Annotated in this window: 16 protein-coding genes; 9 read left to right on the top strand and 7 right to left on the bottom strand. The window is 68.5% G+C overall.

Annotated elements, in window-relative coordinates; all coding sequences use genetic code 11:
• Positions 1 to 4 precede the first annotated feature (4 nt).
• From phoU to V6B97_RS12575, 3 genes are all read left to right on the top strand, one after another.
• The gene (gene phoU, locus V6B97_RS12565) at positions 5 to 685 is read left to right on the top strand and encodes a phosphate signaling complex protein PhoU (RefSeq protein WP_333506865.1); all 681 of its coding nucleotides are present in this window, start codon (positions 5 to 7) and stop codon (positions 683 to 685) included.
• Between the two features lie 189 nt (positions 686 to 874).
• Entirely contained in the window at positions 875 to 1,150 is a 276-nt protein-coding gene (locus tag V6B97_RS12570) for a hypothetical protein (RefSeq protein WP_333506866.1), read from the top strand.
• Positions 1,140 to 2,474, top strand: a complete 1,335-nt coding sequence (locus V6B97_RS12575; RefSeq protein ID WP_333506867.1) for a GAK system CofD-like protein — start codon at positions 1,140 to 1,142, stop codon at positions 2,472 to 2,474. Before V6B97_RS12570 ends, V6B97_RS12575 begins: the two co-directional genes overlap by 11 nt.
• A gap of 101 nt (positions 2,475 to 2,575) precedes the next feature.
• On the opposite strand, the gene alaS is transcribed toward V6B97_RS12575, so the two are convergent.
• The gene (alaS, locus tag V6B97_RS12580; protein ID WP_333506868.1) at positions 2,576 to 5,215 is read right to left on the bottom strand and encodes an alanine--tRNA ligase; all 2,640 of its coding nucleotides are present in this window, start codon (positions 5,213 to 5,215) and stop codon (positions 2,576 to 2,578) included.
• Between the two features lie 100 nt (positions 5,216 to 5,315).
• Complete coding sequence (gene recA / locus V6B97_RS12585; protein ID WP_333506869.1) at positions 5,316 to 6,389, bottom strand: recombinase RecA; 1,074 nt, start codon at positions 6,387 to 6,389, stop codon at positions 5,316 to 5,318.
• 289 nt (positions 6,390 to 6,678) lie between these two features.
• Between recA and V6B97_RS12590 the strand changes: the two genes are divergently transcribed.
• Together V6B97_RS12590 and V6B97_RS12595 are read left to right on the top strand one after the other, a co-directional pair.
• Entirely contained in the window at positions 6,679 to 7,785 is a 1,107-nt protein-coding gene (locus V6B97_RS12590) for a tRNA(5-methylaminomethyl-2-thiouridylate) methyltransferase (RefSeq protein ID WP_333506870.1), read from the top strand.
• Positions 7,786 to 8,122: 337 nt separating this feature from the next.
• A complete protein-coding gene (locus V6B97_RS12595) occupies positions 8,123 to 9,487 on the top strand; it encodes a sodium-dependent transporter (protein ID WP_333506871.1) in 1,365 nt (454 codons plus the stop codon).
• A gap of 322 nt (positions 9,488 to 9,809) precedes the next feature.
• On the opposite strand, the gene V6B97_RS12600 is transcribed toward V6B97_RS12595, so the two are convergent.
• Together V6B97_RS12600 and V6B97_RS12605 are read right to left on the bottom strand one after the other, a co-directional pair.
• Positions 9,810 to 10,274, bottom strand: a complete 465-nt coding sequence (locus V6B97_RS12600; protein WP_333506872.1) for a thermonuclease family protein — start codon at positions 10,272 to 10,274, stop codon at positions 9,810 to 9,812.
• A gap of 338 nt (positions 10,275 to 10,612) precedes the next feature.
• A complete protein-coding gene (locus V6B97_RS12605; RefSeq protein ID WP_333506873.1) occupies positions 10,613 to 10,975 on the bottom strand; it encodes a molybdenum cofactor biosynthesis protein MoaE in 363 nt (120 codons plus the stop codon).
• Between the two features lie 52 nt (positions 10,976 to 11,027).
• Here V6B97_RS12605 and V6B97_RS12610 point away from each other — a divergent pair, with 52 nt between their 5' ends.
• On the top strand, positions 11,028 to 13,652 hold the full coding sequence (locus V6B97_RS12610) for a tetratricopeptide repeat protein (protein ID WP_333506874.1): 2,625 nt from the start codon (positions 11,028 to 11,030) through the stop codon (positions 13,650 to 13,652).
• A 302-nt stretch (positions 13,653 to 13,954) separates the two neighbouring features.
• On the opposite strand, the gene V6B97_RS12615 is transcribed toward V6B97_RS12610, so the two are convergent.
• Positions 13,955 to 16,198: a Tex family protein gene (locus V6B97_RS12615; protein ID WP_333506875.1), complete on the bottom strand. Its 2,244-nt coding sequence runs from the start codon at positions 16,196 to 16,198 to the stop codon at positions 13,955 to 13,957.
• A 109-nt stretch (positions 16,199 to 16,307) separates the two neighbouring features.
• On the opposite strand from V6B97_RS12615, the gene V6B97_RS12620 reads away from it, so the two are divergent.
• Positions 16,308 to 16,544 carry a hypothetical protein gene (locus tag V6B97_RS12620; RefSeq protein ID WP_333506876.1) on the top strand — a complete coding sequence of 79 codons (237 nt, stop codon included), beginning with the start codon at positions 16,308 to 16,310 and terminating at the stop codon, positions 16,542 to 16,544.
• 129 nt (positions 16,545 to 16,673) lie between these two features.
• Here the strand turns inward: V6B97_RS12620 and V6B97_RS12625 are convergent, their stop codons facing one another.
• Entirely contained in the window at positions 16,674 to 17,156 is a 483-nt protein-coding gene (locus V6B97_RS12625; RefSeq protein WP_333506877.1) for a hypothetical protein, read from the bottom strand.
• Positions 17,157 to 17,486: 330 nt separating this feature from the next.
• Positions 17,487 to 17,999, bottom strand: coding sequence for a thiol peroxidase (gene tpx / locus V6B97_RS12630; RefSeq protein WP_333506878.1), 513 nt, complete (start codon positions 17,997 to 17,999; stop codon positions 17,487 to 17,489).
• A gap of 430 nt (positions 18,000 to 18,429) precedes the next feature.
• Between tpx and V6B97_RS12635 the strand changes: the two genes are divergently transcribed.
• Together V6B97_RS12635 and V6B97_RS12640 are read left to right on the top strand one after the other, a co-directional pair.
• Positions 18,430 to 19,638, top strand: a complete 1,209-nt coding sequence (locus V6B97_RS12635) for an ammonium transporter (protein ID WP_333506879.1) — start codon at positions 18,430 to 18,432, stop codon at positions 19,636 to 19,638.
• Between the two features lie 84 nt (positions 19,639 to 19,722).
• On the top strand, positions 19,723 to 20,061 hold the full coding sequence (locus V6B97_RS12640; protein WP_333506880.1) for a P-II family nitrogen regulator: 339 nt from the start codon (positions 19,723 to 19,725) through the stop codon (positions 20,059 to 20,061).
• Positions 20,062 to 20,133 lie beyond the last annotated feature (72 nt).

Below are 20,133 nucleotides of genomic sequence, written 5' to 3' on the forward strand. Positions count from 1 at the left end.
TCCTGTGGAAACGCATTTTCACCAGCAATTGCAGAAGCTTCGCCTGAAGGTGCTGGAAATGGCCGCGCATTCGCAGACGGCCATCGAAACCGCCGTGCGCGCCTTGCAGCATCGCGACGCCGACGCCGCGCGCTCGGTCATCGCGGGCGACAAGCTGATCAACACCATAGAGTGCGAGATCGACGAACTCAGCTTCCGGCTGCTGGCGCTGGACCAGCCCATGGCCGTGGATCTGCGCATCATCGTGGCCATCATGCGGGCCAGCATGTACCTGGAACGGGTGGGCGACGAGGCTGTGAACATCGCCGAGGCGGCCATGTTCCTGGCGTCCCGGCCGCCGCTGCCGGAAATGCCCAGCCTGAACGAACTGGGCACCCACGCCGTGGACATGTTCCGCAAGGCGGTGATGTCCTTCCGCGAAAGCGACGCCGCGCTGGCCCGTGAACTGCGCCTGCTGGACAAGCGTTGCAACCAGTTGGACGTGCAGGTGCTGCGCGAACTCATGGACTACATGAGCCGCGAAAGCCCGGCCGTGGAGCGCTCGGTGCACACCATTCTGGTTTCGCGCAGCCTGGAACGGGTGGGCGACCTGTCCACCAACGTGGGCGAGACGGTGATGTTCATCGTGGAAGGGCTGAACATCAAGCACAGCTTCCAGATCAATTCCGGCGGTGCGTGCTGCTAGCGCGCAGGACAACGCCGCACGACGCCGCACCGCCATGTCAACAATCCGGGCGGGGCCACCCACACGGCGGCCCCGCTTTGCATTCGTGGGCGGCTGCGGTAAGCTGCATGCCCGCCGCCCGCCGAATGCGGTCGGCGGCCCTGTCCACTTCCCCCGCGCCGCATCCGTGGCGCCTACCCCGGAGATCCGATGACCCAATACGGCAAGCGCACCGTGCAGTTCCCCATAACCCTGGAAGAAGCCCCCGCCCTGGTGCGCCGCATCGGCGAGCAGATGGCCAGCGGCGTCATCAGCCTGGAAGGCCGTTCCATAGAGATCGACGGTTACGAAAGCATCGGCATTTCGCTGAAACGCACCGGCGACAAGCTGCGCGCCCGCGTGAAGGTGAAGTTCCCCAAGCGGCCCGGCGAAGCGGGCGACCCCGATGGTGGTGACCCCGATGGCAGTGACGGGGATGACGACTAGCCGCCACGCGGCGGCAGCGGGCGGTGGCGGTACGGCCACCGGGCATGCCGGTGGCGTCGGGAACGGCGATGCCGCGCCCGGAGATGCCGCCCGTGGCCCGCGCATCGTCTTCTTCACGGGCGGCACGGCGCTGAAGGCGCTCTGCCACGCCCTGACGCTGCATACTCACAATTCCGTGCACCTGGTCACCCCGTTCGATTCCGGGGGCAGCACGGCCGTGCTGCGGCGCTACATCCGCATGCCCGCCGTGGGCGACCTGCGCAACCGCCTGCTGGCCCTGGCCGACTCCGCCGTGGCCACGCCGCCGCTGGTGGCCCTGTGCGACCTGCGTCTGGCCGACGCCGGGGAACACGACACACTGATGCAGCGGCTGTACGCCTTGGCCTCGGAGCGCGACCCCGCCTGGCGCGGCATCGACCCGCTGGTGGCCGACGTGCTGCGCCTGCACCTGCGCTGGTTTCTGGAATTCGCGCCGTCCGGCTTCGACCCGCACGGGGCGTGCCTGGGCAACCTGCTGCTGGCGGGGGGCTACCTGCGCCACGGCGGCGGACTGGGGCCGGTGCTGCACCTGTTCTCGCGCCTGTTCCGGGTACGGGGCACGGTGGTGCCCATCGTGGACGACGACCTGCACCTGGCGGCGGAACTGGCCGACGGTACCGTGCTGCTGGGGCAGCACCGCATCACCGGCAAGGGCGCGCCCGGCATCACCGCCCCGGTGCGCCGCCTGTTCCTGACCCGCACCCGGCCCGAGGGCGGAGGAACGGACGGGGAGGCGGACGATGACGCGACGGGGAAGGAACGCGGACAGGGTGTCGGTACGAACGCATCCGCCCACCCTGCCGAGGCCCGCGTGTCCGTATCCGGCGTGGCCGCCCGGCACATCGCGGACGCGGACCTGATCTGTTTCCCCATGGGCAGCTTCTACACCAGCGTGTTGGCCAACCTTTTGCCGGAAGGGGTAGGGCGCGCCGTGGCCGAAGCGCCGTGCCCCAAGGTGTACGTGGCCAACAGCGGCACCGATCCCGAACAACTCGGCCTGTCCGTGGCCGACTGCGCCGCCGCGTTGCTGGCTGCGCTGCGGCGCGACGCGGGTGCGGACGTGCCCGCCGCCCGTCTGTTGGACACGGTGGTGGTGGATACCCGCAACGGTGTCTACCCCGGCGGCATCGACCACGAAGGGCTGCGCGCGCTGGGCGTGGAACTGCTGGACGCGCCGGTGGTGCGGGTGCTGCCCGGCGGGGAGCGGTCCGTGGACATGGCCGGGCGACACGACGCCGATGCCGTGGCCGACCTGCTGCCGCGCCTGGCGCGGCGGCGCGGATAGATGTTTCGGGCTTTGGGCCTTCGGGGGTTCCGGCGGATGAACGAAAACGCCCCCGCGTGCATGCACGCGGGGGCGTCGTGTTTCGTCAGTGATGCCGGGCGTTAGGCCGCGACAGTCTTGCGCAGGATGTCGAAGGCCTCGTCGATGCCCGCCGGGTTGGTGCCCCCGGCCTGGGCCATGTCGGGCCGCCCGCCGCCGGAGCCGCCCACGGCGGCCGCCACGGCCTTGATCAGGGCCGGGGCGGTGAAGCGGTCGTGCAGGTCCTTGGAAACGGCCACGATCAGGCTCACCTTGTCGCCGTCGGGGGCGGCCAGGCAGGCGATGCCCGAGGGCAGCTTGGAGCGCACGTCGTCCATCAGGTCGCGCAGGGCCTTCACGTTGGGCACGTCCACCCTGGCGGCCAGCACCTTCACGCCGTTGATTTCGGCCAGTTCGTCCATGATGTTGCGGCCCTGGCCGGACGTGGCCTGGGCGCTGGCCTTTTCCAGGTCCTTGCGCAGGCCCTTCACGTCCTTCTGCAGGGCCTCCACGCGGGGCACGATCTCGCCGGGGCGGGCCTTCAGCAGCCCGGCCACCTGGCCCAGTTCGGCGCGCTGGTCCATGACCATGCGCAGGGCGTTCCAGCCGGTGATGGCCTCGATGCGGCGCACCCCGGCGGCCACGCCGCCCTCGGACAGGATCAGGAACAGCCCGGCCTGGCCGGTGGCGCGCAGGTGCGTGCCGCCGCACAGTTCCACCGATTCGTCGGCGATGGCCACCACGCGCACCTCGTCGCCGTACTTTTCGCCGAACAGGGCCATGGCCCCCCGGGTCAGCGCGGCGTCGTAGGCCATGTGGTCGGTTTCCAGCGGCAGGTCGGCCAGGATCACCCGGTTCACCTCGCGCTCCACGGCGGCGATTTCTTCCGGCGTCATGGCGGCGATGTGCGTGAAGTCGAAGCGCAGGCGGTCCGGGGCCACCAGCGAACCGGCCTGCTTGACGTGGTCGCCCAGCACGCGGCGCAGGGCGGCGTGCAGCAGGTGGGTACAGGTGTGGTTGCGGGCCGAGGCCACGCGCTCGTCCTCTTCCACGTGCAGGTGCACTTCCTGGTCGGGCAGCAGTTCGCCGTCCACGGTTTCTATCTGGTGCACCGTGAGGTCGGGCGAGGGCTTCAGGGTGTCCAGCACGCGGGCCTTGCCCGAGGGCGAGGCGATGGAGCCGAGGTCGCCGGTCTGCCCACCCGACGCGCCGTAGAACGGGGTGCGGGTGGTCACCACGTAGCCCTTGGCGCCCTTGGGCAAGCCCTCGCTGGGCAGGCCCGAGGCGTCCAGCAGGGCCACCACGCGGCTGTCGCCCGCAAGGTGCTCGTAGCCGATGAATTCGGAACGCAAGCCTTCTTCGAGCAGGGCGTGGAAGCGCGAGGCGATGTCCGATTCGCCGGAGCCCTTCCAGGCGGCCTTGGCGCGTTCCTTCTGCTCGGCCATCAGCGCGCGGAAGCCGTCCTCGTCCACCGTGAAGCCGCGCTTTTCCGCGATGTCGTTCACGATGTCCAGCGGAAAGCCGTAGGTATCGTACAGCCTGAAGGCCACGTCGCCCGCCACGCGGGTGCTGCCCGCGCCGCGCAGGCCTTCCAGTTCTTCTTCCAGCAGGGCCAGGCCCTTGTCCAGGGTGCGGTTGAAGCGCTCTTCCTCCTCGCGCACCACGCGGGCCATGAAGTCGGCGTTGCCGCGCAGTTCGGGGTAGTCGTCGCCCATGACCTCCACCACCTTCAGGGCGGTCTTGTGCAGGAAGGTGCCGGTCTGCCCGATGAGCCGCCCGAAGCGGTAGGCGCGGCGGATCAGGCGGCGCAGCACGTAGCCGCGCCCCTCGTTGGAGGGCAGGATGCCGTCGGTGATCATGAACGCCACCGAACGGCTGTGGTCGGCGATGACGCGCAGGGCGGTGTCGGTTTCGTCGTTGGCGCGGTAGGACACCCCGGCGATTTCGCAGGTGTACTGGATGATGGCCTGGAACAGGTCGGTATCGAAGTTGGAGTACACGCCCTGGCACACGGCGGCGATGCGCTCCAGCCCCATGCCCGTGTCGATGGAGGGCTTGGGCAGCGCGGTGCGGGTGCCGTCGGCGGCCTGGTCGTACTGCATGAACACCAGGTTCCAGATTTCCAGGTACCGGTCGCAGTCGCACTTGCCGATGCCGCAGTCCGGCCCGCAGGTCATGTGCTCGCCCTGGTCGATGAGGATTTCCGAGCACGGGCCGCAGGGGCCGGTATCGCCCATGGACCAGAAGTTGTCCTTTTCGCCCATGCGGTAGATGCGTTCGGCCGGGATGTCGGTGTGCGCAAGCCACAGGTCGCGCGCTTCGTCGTCGTCGCGGAACACGGTGGCGTACAGGCGTTCCTTGGGCAGCCCGAGGTCTTCGGTCAGGAACTTCCAGGCGAACTTGATGGCGTCTTCCTTGAAGTAGTCGCCGAACGAGAAGTTGCCCAGCATTTCGAAGAAGGTGTGGTGGCGCGCGGTGCGGCCCACGTTTTCGAGGTCGTTGTGCTTGCCGCCCACGCGCAGGCACTTCTGCGAGGTGGTGGCCCGCACGTAGCCGCGCTTTTCCTGCCCCAGGAATATCTTCTTGAACTGCACCATCCCCGCGTTGGTGAACAGCAGCGAGGGGTCGTCCTTGGGCACGAGGGAAGAGGAGCGCACGATCTCGTGGCCCTGGGACCGGAAGAATTCAAGGAACCGGCGCCGGATTTCGTTGGCGGTTATCACTGGGTGTCTCCTGTGCGGAACGTATGGCGTCGCGGGCGCGGGCGTCGCGGCCGTCGCCGTGGCCCGCGCGTGGCGGAGGGCGGCGCGGCGCGGGGCGCGGCTAGAATTCGTCGTCGTCCATGGCCCCGGCGTTGTCGTCCGGGTCCACCACCTTGGCGGGCATCATGCCGAGGTGCTCGATGAGCTTGGCCTCCACGCTCTGGCGCAAGGCCTCGTTCTCCTCCAGCAGGGCGCGGACGTTCTCCTTGCCCTGGCCGAGGCGCTCGGAGCCGAAGGCGAACCACGAGCCGCTCTTTTCGATGATGCCCACGTCGCTGCCGAGGTCGATGAGTTCGCCGGTGCGCGAGATGCCCGTGCCGTACAGGATGTCGAACAGCGCTTCGCGGAAGGGCGGGGCCACCTTGTTCTTCACCACCTTGACCCGGGTGCGCGACCCGTAGACCTCTTCCTTGTCCTTCAGAGTCTGGATCTTGCGGATGTCCATGCGGATCGAACTGTAGAACTTCAGCGCGTTGCCGCCGGTGGTGGTTTCCGGGTTGCCGTAGCCCATGGTGCCGATCTTCATGCGGATCTGGTTGATGAAGATGACCGCCGTGCGCGACTTGTGGATGGTGCCGGTGAGCTTGCGCAGGGCGTGCGACATCAGGCGGGCCTGGCCGCCCACCTGCATTTCGCCCATGACGCCTTCCAGTTCCGCCTGGGGGATCAGCGCCGCCACCGAGTCGATGACCACGATGTCCACGGCGCTGGAGCGCACCAGCATGTCGGCGATGTCCAGCGCCTGTTCGCCGAAGTCGGGCTGCGAGATGAGCAGTTCGTCGGTCTTCACGCCAAGGCGCCGGGCGTAGTTGGTGTCCAGCGCGTGTTCGGCGTCGATGAACGCGGCGGTGCCGCCCATCTTCTGGCATTCGGCGATGATGTGCAGGGCCAGCGTGGTCTTGCCCGAGGATTCCGGGCCGTAGATTTCCGACACGCGGCCGCGCGGGATGCCGCCCACGCCCAGGGCGAGGTCGAGCCCGATGGAGCCGGTGGGAATCACCGGAATGTTCACGTGGGCGGTGTCGGACAGTTTCATGACCGAGCCCTGTCCGTACTTGCGCTCGATGGTGCTGAGGGCCGTCGCGAGGGCCTCGCGGCGCATCTCTTCCGGCGTCAGCGCGGGTTTCTTCGCCATGTATGGTCTCCGGGGTGGGATGATTGCGGGCGTCGACAGGTCTGGACCGCCGAAGCGGGCGTCAACGGGCGTCGATGGGCTTCACGGGGAATATCAGAAGGCGCGGCGGCGGGCAACGCCGGGTGCGCGGCTCCGGACGGCGGGGCAGGACGGCGGGGAAGGGGGAGCGCATGCCCGCCGTTTTCCGCCATGCCCCCTCCCCGCGCTGCTTCCGGCCGCGCTCCGGTCCGCGCCCGCGCCCGCTCCGCGCCCCTTGCCAACAGGACCACCGCGCCGTATGTCACCCCCCATGGAACGCAAACGCTATGACGCCGTGGCCCTGTTGTCCGGCGGTCTCGATTCGATTCTGGCGGTGAAGGTCATCGAGGAGCAGGGGCTTGCGGTCAAGTGCCTGCACTTCGTCTCTCCGTTCTTCGGCAAGCCCGGCAAGGTGAAGCACTGGGAGGCCGTGCACGGCCTGGACATCGCCGCCGTGGACGTGGGCGAGGCCTTCGCCGCGCTGCTACGCGAACGCCCGGCGCACGGATTCGGCAAGGTGCTGAACCCCTGCGTGGACTGCAAGATACTTCTGGTGTCCCGCGCCCGCGAACTGATGGAGCGCTACGGGGCCTCGTTCATCATAACGGGGGAAGTGCTGGGCCAGCGCCCCATGTCGCAGCGCCGCGACACCCTGAACGTCATCCGGCGCGACGCCGGGGTCAAGGAATTCTTGCTGCGCCCGCTGTGCGCCCTGAAGCTGGACCCCACCCCGGCCGAGGAATCCGGCCTGGTGGACCGCAGCCGCCTGCACGGCATCTTCGGGCGCGGCCGCAAGGAACAGATGGCCCTGGCCGAAAAGTACGGCCTGACCGAAATTCCCACCCCGGCCGGGGGCTGCAAGCTGGCCGAGCGCGAAAACGCCCGCCGCTACTGGCCGGTGCTGGTCCACGCCCCCCACGCCACGGCCGCCGAGTTCAAGCTGGCCAACATCGGGCGGCAGTACTGGTCCGGGCCGCACTGGCTGTCCATCGGCCGCCACCAGGCCGACAACGAAGCGCTGGTGCGCTTCGCCTTTCCGTCGGACCTGCACTTCAAGGTGGCGGGTTTTCCCGGCCCGCTGGCCATCGGGCGGCAGTTCGACGGCAGGGCCTGGGACGCCGAGGTGGTGCGCGACGCGGCCGCCTTCGTGGCCTCGTTCTCGCCGAAAGCGGTGCGCGAGGGCACGCCGGTCACCGTGCGCGTGGCCGGGCCCGACGGCATGGGCGAGGTGACCGTCACCCCCGCCCGCACAACCCCGCTGGGCTGGGGCGAACTGAACTGGCAGGGCGTGCGCGAGGAAATCCGCGCCGACGCCCGCGCCCGCGCGCTGCCCGTGCCCGAGGGCAACGACGACGGCCCCGACGGGCAGTCCGAATAGTCCGGGAAATTGCCGGATGGGCGCTGCGCCGGGCAGTCTGCGGGCTGCCGGTGGGTGCGGTTGGCGTGTCTGCCGGGCGGTTCATCCGCCGGAAACTCCTCGGGCGTGGTACTGGCAAGTACGACCATGATTGCATCGTTCACAGGCGGCACTTGCGCATGCGAGTGCCGCTTCTTTTTGGTATGGTCTGCCATTTCGCACCGTTGCGCGCCGCTACCGGATTTCGGGGTGCGCAAGGACGGCCCGAACCACACAAATATCTTGATAAAGAAGGGGGATGGGTCTAATGAGGGATGCCCGGATCGTCCGGAGCCCACATTGCAAGGAAACAGCGCACATGGCGAAACAGATCACCACCGCCCGCGACGGCTTCGCGACGCGCCTCGGCGTGCTCGCAGCCACCCTCGGCTCGGCCGTGGGCCTCGGCAACATCTGGAAGTTCCCGGCCCTCACCGGGCAGAACGGCGGCGCGTCGTTTCTGCTGCTGTACGTGCTGGCCACCCTGCTGGTCGGCCTGCCGGTGATGATATCCGAAATCATGCTCGGCCGCCGCGCCCGGGCCAACGCGGTGGGCACCTTCCGCCAGCTTGCCCCCAAGGGCCAGCCCTGGCACCTGGTGGGCCTTTCGGGCGTCATCGCGGCGTTCCTGATCATGGGCTTCTACACCGACGTGGCCGGGTGGGTGTTCGCCTACATCTTCAAGGCCCTGTCCGGCGAAATCGCCACCACCGACCCGGCCGTGGCCGCCAAGGCCTTCGAAGGGCTGGTGGGCGACCCGGTGCAGTCGCTGCTGTGGCAGTGGGGCGTGCTGGTGCTGATCAGCGTCATCATCATCGCCGGGGTGGCCCAGGGCATCGAGCGCACCACCAAGGTGCTCATGCCCGTGCTGCTCCTGCTGCTGGTGGCGGTGTGCGCGCGCAGCCTCACCCTGCCCAAGGCGGGCGAGGGCCTGGCCTTCCTGTTCACGCCGGACTTCGGAAAGATCACCCCCGGCGTCATCCTGATGGCGCTGGGCCTCGCCTTCTTCAAGCTGTCCATCGGCATGGGCACCATGACCACCTACGGCAGCTACTTCCGCAACGATCAGGACATTCCGCTGACGGCCACCCGCGTCATGCTGTGCGACCTGACCATCTCCATCCTGGCGGGCATGGCGGTGTTCCCCGCCGTGTTCAACTTCGGCTTCGAGCCCAGCGCCGGGCCCAGCCTGCTGTTCATGACCATTCCCGCCGTGTTCACCTCGCTGCCGGGCGGCCAGGTGTTCATGGTCATCTTCTTCTGCCTCACCGCCATAGCCGCCACCGGGGCCATGCTCTCGCTGCTGGAAGTGCCCGTGGCCTGGCTGGCCGAATCCTTCGGCATGCCGCGCACGCGCGCCACCATCCTCACCTCGGTGACGCTGGCCATCATCGGCATTCCGGCCACGCTGTCCATGTCCACCATGGCCAACGTGAAGCTCTTCGGCATGACCGTGTTCGACCTGTACGACTTCCTGTCGTCCAACGTGTTGCTGCCCGTGGGCGGCATCTTCATCTGCCTGTTCGCGGGCTGGGTGTGGGGCGCCGCCAATGTGAAGACGGAACTGTCCAACCGGGGCCAACTGACCAACGGGGCCATCATCGCCGCGTTCCTTACCGTGGTGCGCTGGGTGAGCCCGGTGCTGGTGCTGTTGGTTCTTCTCAAGGGTCTCAAGGTCTTCTAGCGCGCGTTGTCTTTCCGTTTCCGGCTGCGTCAGACCGCGCCCGCCACTCCGGTTACATACGCCGGAGTATGCGCCCTCCGTGGCGGGCTTGTCTTCCTTGCCGGAAAACGGAAATACTGCCGCGCGCGGTTGCAGGATGCGGCAGTGCTCGATTGAACCTTGTGAGATATGAAAACAAAGGCCCCGCTTCGGCGGGGCCTTTCGCGTTGGCGGGGCAGGGGGAGAACCCCACGTCACGCGGGGAAACCATGAAAAGGGCGGCGGAGCGGGGCCGCTCCGGTTCGGGGTTGGTGCGGTGCCGGTTCGGGACAGGTCCGCCGCCTCACCACTCCTTGCGGCCGCCCGCGTAGGGCTTGGCCAGTCCGCGCTGGATGAGCGCGGTGGCGATGTCGCCGCCGTCGGCCTCCACGTCGGCCAGCAGGCGGAAGTACTTGTCGCGGCGCAGGTTGCGCAGGGTCACCGTGCTGCCCGGCGCGGCCATATGCAGGGTCAGTTCGCGGGCGCGGCGGGAAAGCTCGCGCAGTTCCGCGCGCGGGTCGCGCTTTTCCGGGGTGTCGCACCCGGCGATGCGCACGCTGATGGCCCGGCCCGCCACGGGCGGGTAGCCGGGGATGTCCACCACCAGGGTGTCGCCGTCGGGTACGCGCAGCACCACGGCCCGCGCGTCGCCGAAGATTTCCCCGGCCCGACAGGCAAAGCCGCCCGTGTCCGCCAGCAGCGGCGGGCACAGCAGGGGCAGGGCCAGAAGCCCGGCACGGAGCATGCGGGCAAGAAATGTGCGACGCATGTATATCTAAAAATCTATATTGAGAAAAAATGCAAGGGGGGCGTGCAACTCGGGACGGGCGGCGGCAGTGCCATGAACGAAAGGATGCACGGCCGGGCCCGGCATCCGGCGCCCGCGCGACCCTGCCGCCGCCCGTCTGGTCTCCACCCGGCCCCCGTTCGGTCCCCGTCTGGCCCTCATTTGTCCCCCGTCTGGCCCCCCGTCTGGCCTGTCAGGTCCTGTCGGGCACGAAAAGGAATGGAACTTGCTGTGCTTTCGGCGGCAGGAGAAAAAAATGCCCCGGCGGCATTGCCACCGGGGCGGAAAGGAGCGTGGCGAAGGGCTTGCGCCCCGTGGCGTCAGCCGAAGATTTCCTCCTTGGTCACCGCCTCGGCCTTGATGCGGTCCAGCAGTTCCGCGAACACGGCCTTGACGTTCTCGCGGATGTCGCCCGCCACGACGAGGAACAGCACGTCGTCGCCGGGGGCCAGTTCGCCCTCCGCGGCGTCGGCAAGGATGCGGAAGATGCCGGGACGCGCCGACAGTTCGCGGCATATTTCATTGATGCGTTGGCGATCGGGGGTTACCCTGATGGCGACCACGTTGTGCTTGTCCTTGCGCGACCAGCCGCGCACCACGCCGTTGTGCACCAGCACCATGCCGACGTGGTCGGCGAAGCCCGGTTCCTTCTTCAGGTCCGCGAGGGCCTTGGTAACGTCCATTCGTCACTCCGTATCAGGGTAGTTCCCTGGTTAGCCGTATCCAGAGGTCCGGATGCCCCAGTTGCAATCGTTGCTGCGCCGCCTGCCGGAGTTCCGCGAATCGCGCATGAGCGCCGCGGGCCTCGCCCTGTGGCTGAACTGGCAGGGCGACATCAACCCCGCCGTGCCGCAGACCCTGCAGGACTACGGCGGCATGACCATCGCCGCCGAGCGCGACCAGTCGCTGTGGTTCTTCTTCTCGGCGGACGTGTTCCTGGCGCTGGCGCGGCTGGAGATATGGGGCAAGTTCAACCCGCTGCCCGTGGCGGTGCAGGTGCTGCCCGCGCGCCTGCTGCTGGGCATGAAGCGCGAGATATCCCTGTCGCTGGAAAACGTGCTGACCACGCAGGAACTCATCCACCCGCAGGAATTCCAGGTGTGGGTGCACCCCCGCGCCCGCGAGATGGGCACCGGCGTGCCGGGCCTGTCCTTCGAGAAGGCGGCGGCCCTGCGCGGCATGGTGCCCGCCGAGTGGAGCCTGCTGCGGGCCGACTCGCGCCTGCCGTACCAGTCCACCACCGGATGGTACTCGGTGCTGCGCCCCCTGGGCAACCCCCTGGACAAGGGATTCCAGGCGGGCTGGCGGGCCATGTTCGGCGAGATCGAGGAAATCCTCAAGCGTCACAAGTTCAAGTACATCCTGCACGAATCCTTCCTCATCTTTCCGCTGGAAAACCTGCGCCTGTACCGCCAGTGGTGCCGCGACCTCCTGCAACGCGTGCGCGAGGTGAAGGAACAGCGCCCCGACGCCTACTGGCCGTGCGTCAGCGCCATCGTGGACCGCAAGGGGCTGAACTTCAACAACGAGTTGCCCCGCAAGGTCGCCCTGGACTGGGACCAACTGGTGCCCGACTACCCGCACACCAGCTTCCGCAACGCCTACCTGCTGGGCGAGGGCTTCACCATCCACGAGGTGCGCTTTTCGGTCGAGCACAGCAGCATGGACGACTGGTGCAACGTGGGCCTTGCCGACGACGGCCAGGAGGCGGGCTCGCTGCCGGTGGTGGTCTCCACCCGCGCGGTGGCGGGCAGCCATCCGTGCTGCTTCTACTGCGGCATGCGCAACCACGAGGTCACCGCCTGCCCCACCCGCAAGCTGGACACGCTGACCCCCAGCGTGTGGCGCGACGTGGCCCTGCTGGACTTCGAAACCCTGAACCGGGGTTTCCAGATCATCGACGGGCAATTGGCGGGCGACATCGGCGAAGGGTTCGCCGCGCTGCTTGCGTCCGAGGGCGCGGAAGGCATCGTGACCCGCGCCATGTTCGACATCGGCAGCGCCGCGCAGCACCGCATGGTGCGCCGCATGTGGCTGGCGCGCGGCAAGGACTATCCCAAGGGGCTCGACGAACTGGCCCCCAGGGACGACAACCCCGTGTGGGGCGTGCTGGAATCCATCCGCCACGGTGAGCCCGTGGCGCTGGAGCGCGAACTGGGCCAGATCCAGATCAAGAACCCGCGCGACTACCGCAACCGGACCATGCTGGGCTACGTGGCGCTGGAACGTGGCGACCTGCTGCGCGCCGCCTCGCTGTGGAAGGAGGCGGAAACCCTGGCTTCTTCGCCGTTGCAGCAGGCCTGGCACATCTTTTTGCAGGCCCGCCTGCAGGAGGTGCAGGGCAAGTACCAGCCCGCCACCCAACTGTACCGGCAGGTGGTGCGGCTGTGCCCGCAGTGGTCCGACGCGGAGTACCGGCAGGCCGTGTGCCACGTGAAGATGGGCTTCGTGGAGCAGGCCACGGCGCAGTTGCTGACCCTGATCGGCCAGGACCCCAACGTGTTCAACCGCGTGCTGCTGGACCCGGAACTGGAGCGCGGGCACCTGCACCTGCTCACGGCGCTGCACGTGCCGTGGGCCGAGGCCGAGAACCGCGTGGAGGAGGAAAAGGAAGGGCTGTCGCGCCTGCGCGGCGAGGTGTCCACCTGGTTCAGCGACGAACACCCCTTCGCCACGCAGACCGACGTGCGCGTGGCCAACCTGATCCGCATGTCCGAAATCCGCAACTTCGTGCCGTACCAGACCGTGATCCACGGCCGCTCGCAGTTGGAAAAGGACCTGCAACTGCGCATCAACCGCGAGGTCAAGGACCTGAAGACCCGGTTCCAGGGCTACATGGCCCGGCTGATGTACGTGCGCGACGAGGCGGCATGGTTCCCATTCCCTCGCATCCTTGTGGAATTCAACAAGAACTACAATCTGTGCGCCGCCAACCTGAACTGGGCGCTGAAGAACAACCTGCAAGTGGCGGAGACCTTCAAGCGGGCCCACACCGTGGCCGAAACCGAGGACGAGCGCTTGCAGAAGCTGGAATCGCGCCTGAAGTTCCTGCGGGTGGTGCGCGATTCCACGCTGTTCCTGCTGCTGCTGGGGCGCAGCTTTCTGTGGATGGAGATCGCCGGCCTGCTGCTGATCCTGGTGGTGCTGCCGCTCAGCCTGTACTACGGCGAACGCGCCGGGGCCACCTGGGCCACGGGGCTCATCAGCACCCAGAAGTGGCAGTTGCAGAAGGGGTTCATCCTCATCCTGTCCATCGTGGCGCTGGGGCTGGCCGCCCTGCGCACGGCCCTGGTCTTCGAGAAGAAGAAGGAAAAGCTGTTCAGCGAGGCCCGCGAGAAGGGCAGGAAGAAAAAGAAGTAGGCGCGCCGCCTGGGCGCGCCCCAAGCTGTTGACAACCCCAAGTTCTTCCGGGGGAGGGACCCTTTTGAAAAAGGGTCTCCTCCCCCGGACCCCCTCCCCCCAAAACTTTCATTTGTGTTTCCTGCTCATTACGGAAACACAAAATATGGGGTTCCAAGGGGCGGTAGCCGCTCTGCGATCGGCATCCGTAATGCTCGAAGACTCGCATAACGGCTGCCGTCCTTGGCCGCCGGAGGCGTCCAAAAACGGACTTTGTCAACAATCTGGCCCCTTCCGGTTCTTCTGTCCGTTTGCCGCCGCCCCTACTGTTCCACGCCCTTCATGGCCAGGCTCACCCGGCCCCGCGACCGGTCCACGTCCAGCACGCGCACCCGCACCGTGCGGCCAGGGGCCACCACCTCGGCCGGATCGCGCACGAAGCGGTCGGACAACTGGCTGACGTGCACCAGCCCGTCGCGGTGCACGCCGATGTCCACGAACGCCCCGAAGGCAGTGACGTTGGTGACGATGCCCGGCAGCACCATGCCCGGTTCGAGGTCGTCGGGCGAATGCACGCCCTCGGCGAAGCGGAACGGGGCGAAGGCCGGGCGGGGGTCGCGTCCCGGGCGGGCCAGTTCGGCCAGGATGTCGGTGAGGGTGGGCAGGCCCACCTCGCCGGAAACGTACCGCTCCGGCCGGATGCGCCCGCGCAGGTCGTCGCGGCGCAGCAGGTCGGCCACCGCGCAGCCCAGGTCCGTGGCCATGTCGGCCACCAGGGCGTAACGCTCCGGGTGCACCGCGCTGGCGTCCAGCGGGTTGTCGCCGCGCACCCGCAGAAAGCCCGCCGCCTGCTCGAAAGCCTTGGGGCCAAGGCGGGGTACCTTCAGCAGGTCTTTCCGGGTGCGGTAGGGGCCGTTTTCCGCCCGGTGGGCCACGATGTTGCGGGCCAGCACCGGGCCGATGCCGGAAACGTGGGCCAGCAGTTCCGGGCTGGCCGTGTTGGCGTCCACGCCCACGGCGTTGACGCACGAGGCCACCACCTCGTCCAGGGCGCGGCGCAGGGCGGCCTGGTCCACGTCGTGCTGGTACTGGCCCACGCCCAGCGAGCGCGGGTCGATTTTCACCAGTTCCGCCAGCGGGTCCATGAGCCGCCGCCCGATGGAAACAGCCCCGCGCACGGTCAGGTCGTGGTCCGGAAATTCGCGCCGCGCCGCCTCGGACGCGGAATACACCGAGGCCCCGGTCTCGTTCACCAGCACCACGTCCACCCCGGCGGGCAGGCCCGCGCCGCGCGCGAAGGCCTCGGTCTCGCGCCCGGCGGTGCCGTTGCCCACGGCCACCACCTCGACGGCGTATTTCGCGCAGCAGTCGCGCAGGGTGCGCGCGGCCCGCTCGGCCCCGGCGTCGCCGGTGAGGGGGTGGATGACCTCGTGATGCAGCAGGGCGCCCTGCGCGTCCAGGCAGACCAGCTTGGCCCCGGTGCGCCAGCCGGGGTCCAGCGCCAGCACGCGGCGGCCGCCCAGGGGCGGGGCCATGATCAGTTCGCGCAGGTTGGCGGCGAACACGCCGATGGCCTGCGCCTCGGCCCGTTCGCGCAGGGCGGTGCGCAACTCGTTCTCCAGCGAGGGGGCCAGCAACCGCTTCCAGGCGTCCGCAAGCGCCGCGTCCACCTGCCCGGCCGCCGATTCCTGCCGGGCAGTGGGGCCGCCCGGCAGGTCGGCGCGGCGGCGCAGGGTGTCCAGCGCGTCGGCGTCTTCCGGGCGTACGGACACGGACAGGAAGCCCTCGCGCTCACCGCGCAGCATGGCCAGCAACCGGTGCGAAGGCATGGCGGCGGCGCGTTCCTCGTGGCCGAACCAGTCGGCGTAGGTGGCGCCTTCCGCTTCCTTGCCGGGCACGGCCCTGGCGCGCAGCACGGCGCGGCGCGCGAACAGGTCGCGCAGCGCGCCGCGCAGGGGGGCGGATTCCGCGAAATTTTCGGCCAGGATGTCGCGGGCGCCCGCCAGGGCGGCTTCCGCGTCGGGGACGGCCAGTTCCGGGTCCGCGCCGTGCGGCGTGACATGGGCGGCGGCCAGGGTGCGGGCGTCCGCCGAAGGCCGTGCCGTGCGCAGGGCTTCTGCCAGCGGGGCCAGGCCGCGCCGCCGGGCCTTTTCCGCGCGGGTGACGCGCTTGGGCCGGTAGGGCAGGTACACGTCCTCCAGCGCCGTGAGGGTGGCGGCCCCGGCAACGGCCCTGGCCAGTTGCGGGGTGAGCAGCCCGCGCTCCTCCAGCGAGGCCAGCACGGCGGCGCGCCGCTTGTCCAGTTCGCGCGCCTTTTCCAGCGCGTCGCGCACCGCCGCCACCTGCACCTCGTCCAGGCTGCCGGTGGCCTCCTTGCGGTAGCGGGCGATGAACGGAATGGTGGCCCCCTCGTCCAGCAGGGCCACCACGGCGGCCACGCCGGACACCGGCAGGGCCAGCGCGGCGGCCAGGGCTGCCGGAGCGGCGGCCTCCGGTGCGGCAGGGGAAGCGGGCCGGGCGGCGGACGGGGCGGAAGCGGAAACGGTGTCCGGAAGTTCTGGCGTCACGGTATATTCCTGTTGTTGTCCGGTGACGGACGATGTAAGCATGTGATTACGTCAGTGGATTGGTAACCTGCCACAATCCCACCGTCCGCAACCGTGAAGGAGGCCTGCCATGAGCCATACCGAAGCCGACCTGCCCGCCGTGATCCGCGAGGCGGAGTTCGTCATCCTGGCCGATGGAACCCAGGTGCGCTACGAGGAAAGCGGCGGCGCGCGCGACGTCTTCGTCAACGACGAATGGACCGCCCGCGCCACGTTGTTTCCGGGGTCGGATTACTGTCTCGACACCGGGAGCTGCACCTACCTGCTGACCGCCACCGACGACGGGCTGAAGGTCGAGAAGCAGTAGCAGACGGAACGCCCGGCGGGGGCCGGTGAAATCGCGGGGCCGCGCATGTGCGCGGCCCCTGTTTTTTGCTCTTTCGCGGCCGCGTGCCCGCCGTTCGCGGCGTCTGGTGCAGGCCCGGCACCGTCGCGCTCAGTTGGCCGGACCCTGCCCGCGCGAGGTGAGCCGGGCGCGCAGGTATGCCCCCAGCAGGGCGCCCGCGTCGTCCTGCCCCTGCTGCGAAATGCCCAGGGCGTGCAGGTCTTCGGCCACCTGGCGCTCCATCTTTTCCGATTCCATGAACATCACGTAGACCAGCGCGAGGGTGGCGCCGCTTTCATCGCTGCCGTCGCACAGGGCCGCCACGTGCTCGTGGGGCACGGTTTCCTGCAACCGGTCCACGAACATGGAGGCCCACTTGCCGTACAGCGATTCGGGCAGCCGGGGCACCAGGGAGGACAGCACCCGCGCCCCCCGTTCGTCCATGTCGGGCATGGTCACGGCCAGGAAGTCCTCCAGGGCTTCGGTGCGGCGTCCCATGCCGCGCGACAGGTGGCGCAGCACCGTGGCGACGACGTGGGCGCGGGCCTGGTCGGGGGTGAGGGGCGATGCGGACGGTGCGGATGGTACGGACATGGGGGGCGGGGTTCTCCTGAAGGCTGCGTGCTGCGGAGGGCCGTCCCGGCGCGCGGCGCGGGGATGGCCCGGATGGTGACGAGGTGGCGCAGCCTAGCCCAGGCGGGGCCGCCGTGCAAGGCTGGCGGACCGTTGCGGCCTGCATCCCGCACCCGGCGACGGACCGGACAGAAAATGACAATCCGGACAGGAAACGGCAATGCGGTTCCGCCTGGGCGAAACCGCATTGTCATTTTCGTAAAACAGGCCGTTTTTGCACGCCCGCCGCGCATTGCCGGCGGCTGGCCCGCGCGCGGCGGGAAAAGCGGCCCGCGACCGGGGACGTCCCCGTTACAGGGCGGCGCGCACGGCGGCCAGGGCGGCCTCGTAGTTGGGCTCGTGGCTCACTTCGGGCACGATCTCGGTGTAGGTGACCGTGCCGGACCGGTCCACCACGAAGATGGCGCGGGTCAGCAGGCGCAGTTCCTTGATCACCACGCCGTAGGCGGTGCCGAAGGACAGGTCGCGGTGGTCGGACAGGGTTTCCAGCGCGTCCACCCCGGCGGCGCCGCACCAGCGGGCCTGGGCGAAGGGCAGGTCGCAGCTGATGGTCAGGATGCGCACGTCCGCGCCAAGGCGGGTGGCTTCCTGGTTGAAGCGCCGGGTTTCCATGTCGCACACGCCGGTGTCCAGCGAGGGCACGGCCGATATGAGCAGCACCTTGCCCGCGTAATCGGCCAGGCCGCGCGGGGAAAGGTCGTTGGCCAGGGCGGAGAAGCCGGGGGCCTTGTCGCCCTCGGCCACCGGGGTGCCGCCGAGGGTGAGGGGAGTGCCTCTGAAGGTGATGATGCCGGTACGGTCCATGGGTATCCGCCTCCTGCGGAATGAGGTTCAACGGGTCCGCCCCGCCGGAGCGAGGAGTCCTGGCGGCGTGCCGCTGCGCCCGTGGCGGCAGCGGCGGCTTCGCGTCCCGCCGCCCGTGGCAGGCGGAGGGGCACGGCGGTTCGTCAAGGCATACCACAACTGCGGGGGCATGCAAACCTGGGCGAGGCGATTTTTCCGATGCTTGCTGCAAAAGTGCTCATTTTTACAAAATAAGCATTATTTCTGTTTTTATTATTACCAAAATGGCAAAACAATGAAAACCTTGATTTGCGCAACACGGTGAATTCATTGAACCAGACCTTTTTGTAGGCGCTGGCACGCTCCTTGCCTTTACCCAGGCATCGTTCGGGTTTGCCCCTGTCCGTTCGGTCCGGCGGGGGGTGTACGTCAACATTTCGAGGAGGTTCACATGAACGCGGCGGATACCGCCTTCATCCTGGTCTGCTCCGCACTGGTCATGTTCATGACCCCGGGGCTCGCCCTGTTCTACGGGGGGCTCGTGCGTGCGCGCAACGTGCTGTCCACCACCATGCACAGCTTCATTCTTCTGGGCGTGGCCAGCATCGTCTGGGCGGTCATCGGCTACACGCTGGCGTTCGGCCCCGACATCGGCGGGGTCATCGGGGGGCTGGACTTCGCCTTCCTGAACGGCGTGGGCATGGAGCCCGGCGAATCGGTCACCAACATCCCGCACCTGCTGTTCATGGTGTTCCAGTGCATGTTCGCCGTGATCACCCCGGCGCTCATCTCCGGCGCCTACGCCGAACGCATCCGCTTCCGCGCCATGCTGCTGTTCTCGGTGCTGTGGCTGGTGGTGGTGTACGCCCCCATGGCCCACTGGGTGTGGGGTGGCGGCTGGCTGTTCGGCCTTGGCGCGCTTGACTTCGCCGGGGGCGCCGTGGTGCACATGAGCTCGGCCGCCGCCGCCCTGGCCGCCGCCCACGTGCTGGGCCGCCGCCACGGCTACGGCCGCGAGCCCTTCGTGCCCCACAACCTGCCCATGACCGTGCTTGGCGCGGGCATCCTGTGGTTCGGCTGGTTCGGCTTCAACGCGGGCAGCGCCCTGGCCGCCAACGGCCTGGCCGCCAACGCCTTCGTCACCACACACCTGTGCGCCGGGGCCGCCGCCGTCAGCTGGATGGCCGCCGAATGGCTGCACACCGGCAAGCCCACCACCCTTGGCGCGGCCTCCGGCGCCGTGGCTGGTCTTGTGGTCATCACCCCCGCCGCCGGCTTCGTGCTGCCCATGCCCGCCATCATCATGGGCCTCGTGGGCGGCGCCCTGTGCTACGGCGGCGTGCTGATGAAGCATGTGTTCAAGTACGACGACGCCCTGGACGTGGTGGGCGTGCACGGCGTGGGCGGCACCTTCGGCGCCCTGGCCACCGGCATCTTCGCCGTCGAAGCCGTGAACGGCGTCAACGGCCTGCTCTACGGCAACCCCTCGCAGCTCTGGATCCAGTTCATCTCCGTGGTCGCCACCTGGCTGTTCTGCTACGTGGCCAGCCGCATCCTGTTCCATGTGGTTGACGCCCTCGTCGGCCTGCGCACGGACGCGGAAGCGGAGGTCGCCGGCCTCGACGTCAGCGAGCACAACGAAGCGGGCTACCAGCTCTAGGGTTGCCGCTGCCGCCGTTGTCGCCTACAAGGCGGAAGGGGTCATCCCTTCCCTGAACACGAACCGAGCTTCAGGATGGACATCATGAAGAAACTTGAGATCATCATCCGCCCCTTCAAGCTGGACGAGGTCAAGGAAACGCTGGCCAGCCTCGACGTGAAGGGCATGACCGTCACGGAAGTCAAGGGCTTCGGCCGCCAGCGCGGCCACAAGGAAGTGTACCGGGGCGCCGAATACCAGGTGGACTTCATGCCCAAGGTCAAGATCGAGGTCGTCGTGGACGACGCGCAGGTGAAGACCATCGTCGACGCCGTGGTCAAGGCCGCCCGCACGGGCAAGGTGGGCGACGGCAAGATCTTCATCTCCCCGGTGGAAGACGTGCTGCGCATCCGTACCGGTGAAACCGGCGTGGAAGCCATCTAGCCGCAACATACCGCAACCCTTGGGCGGCGCCCCGGCAACGAACGGGACGCCGCCCGTCCATACCCACCCCCA

Source organism: Nitratidesulfovibrio sp. 1201_IL3209 (genome assembly GCF_036763125.1).
Taxonomy (GTDB): domain Bacteria; phylum Desulfobacterota; class Desulfovibrionia; order Desulfovibrionales; family Desulfovibrionaceae; genus Cupidesulfovibrio.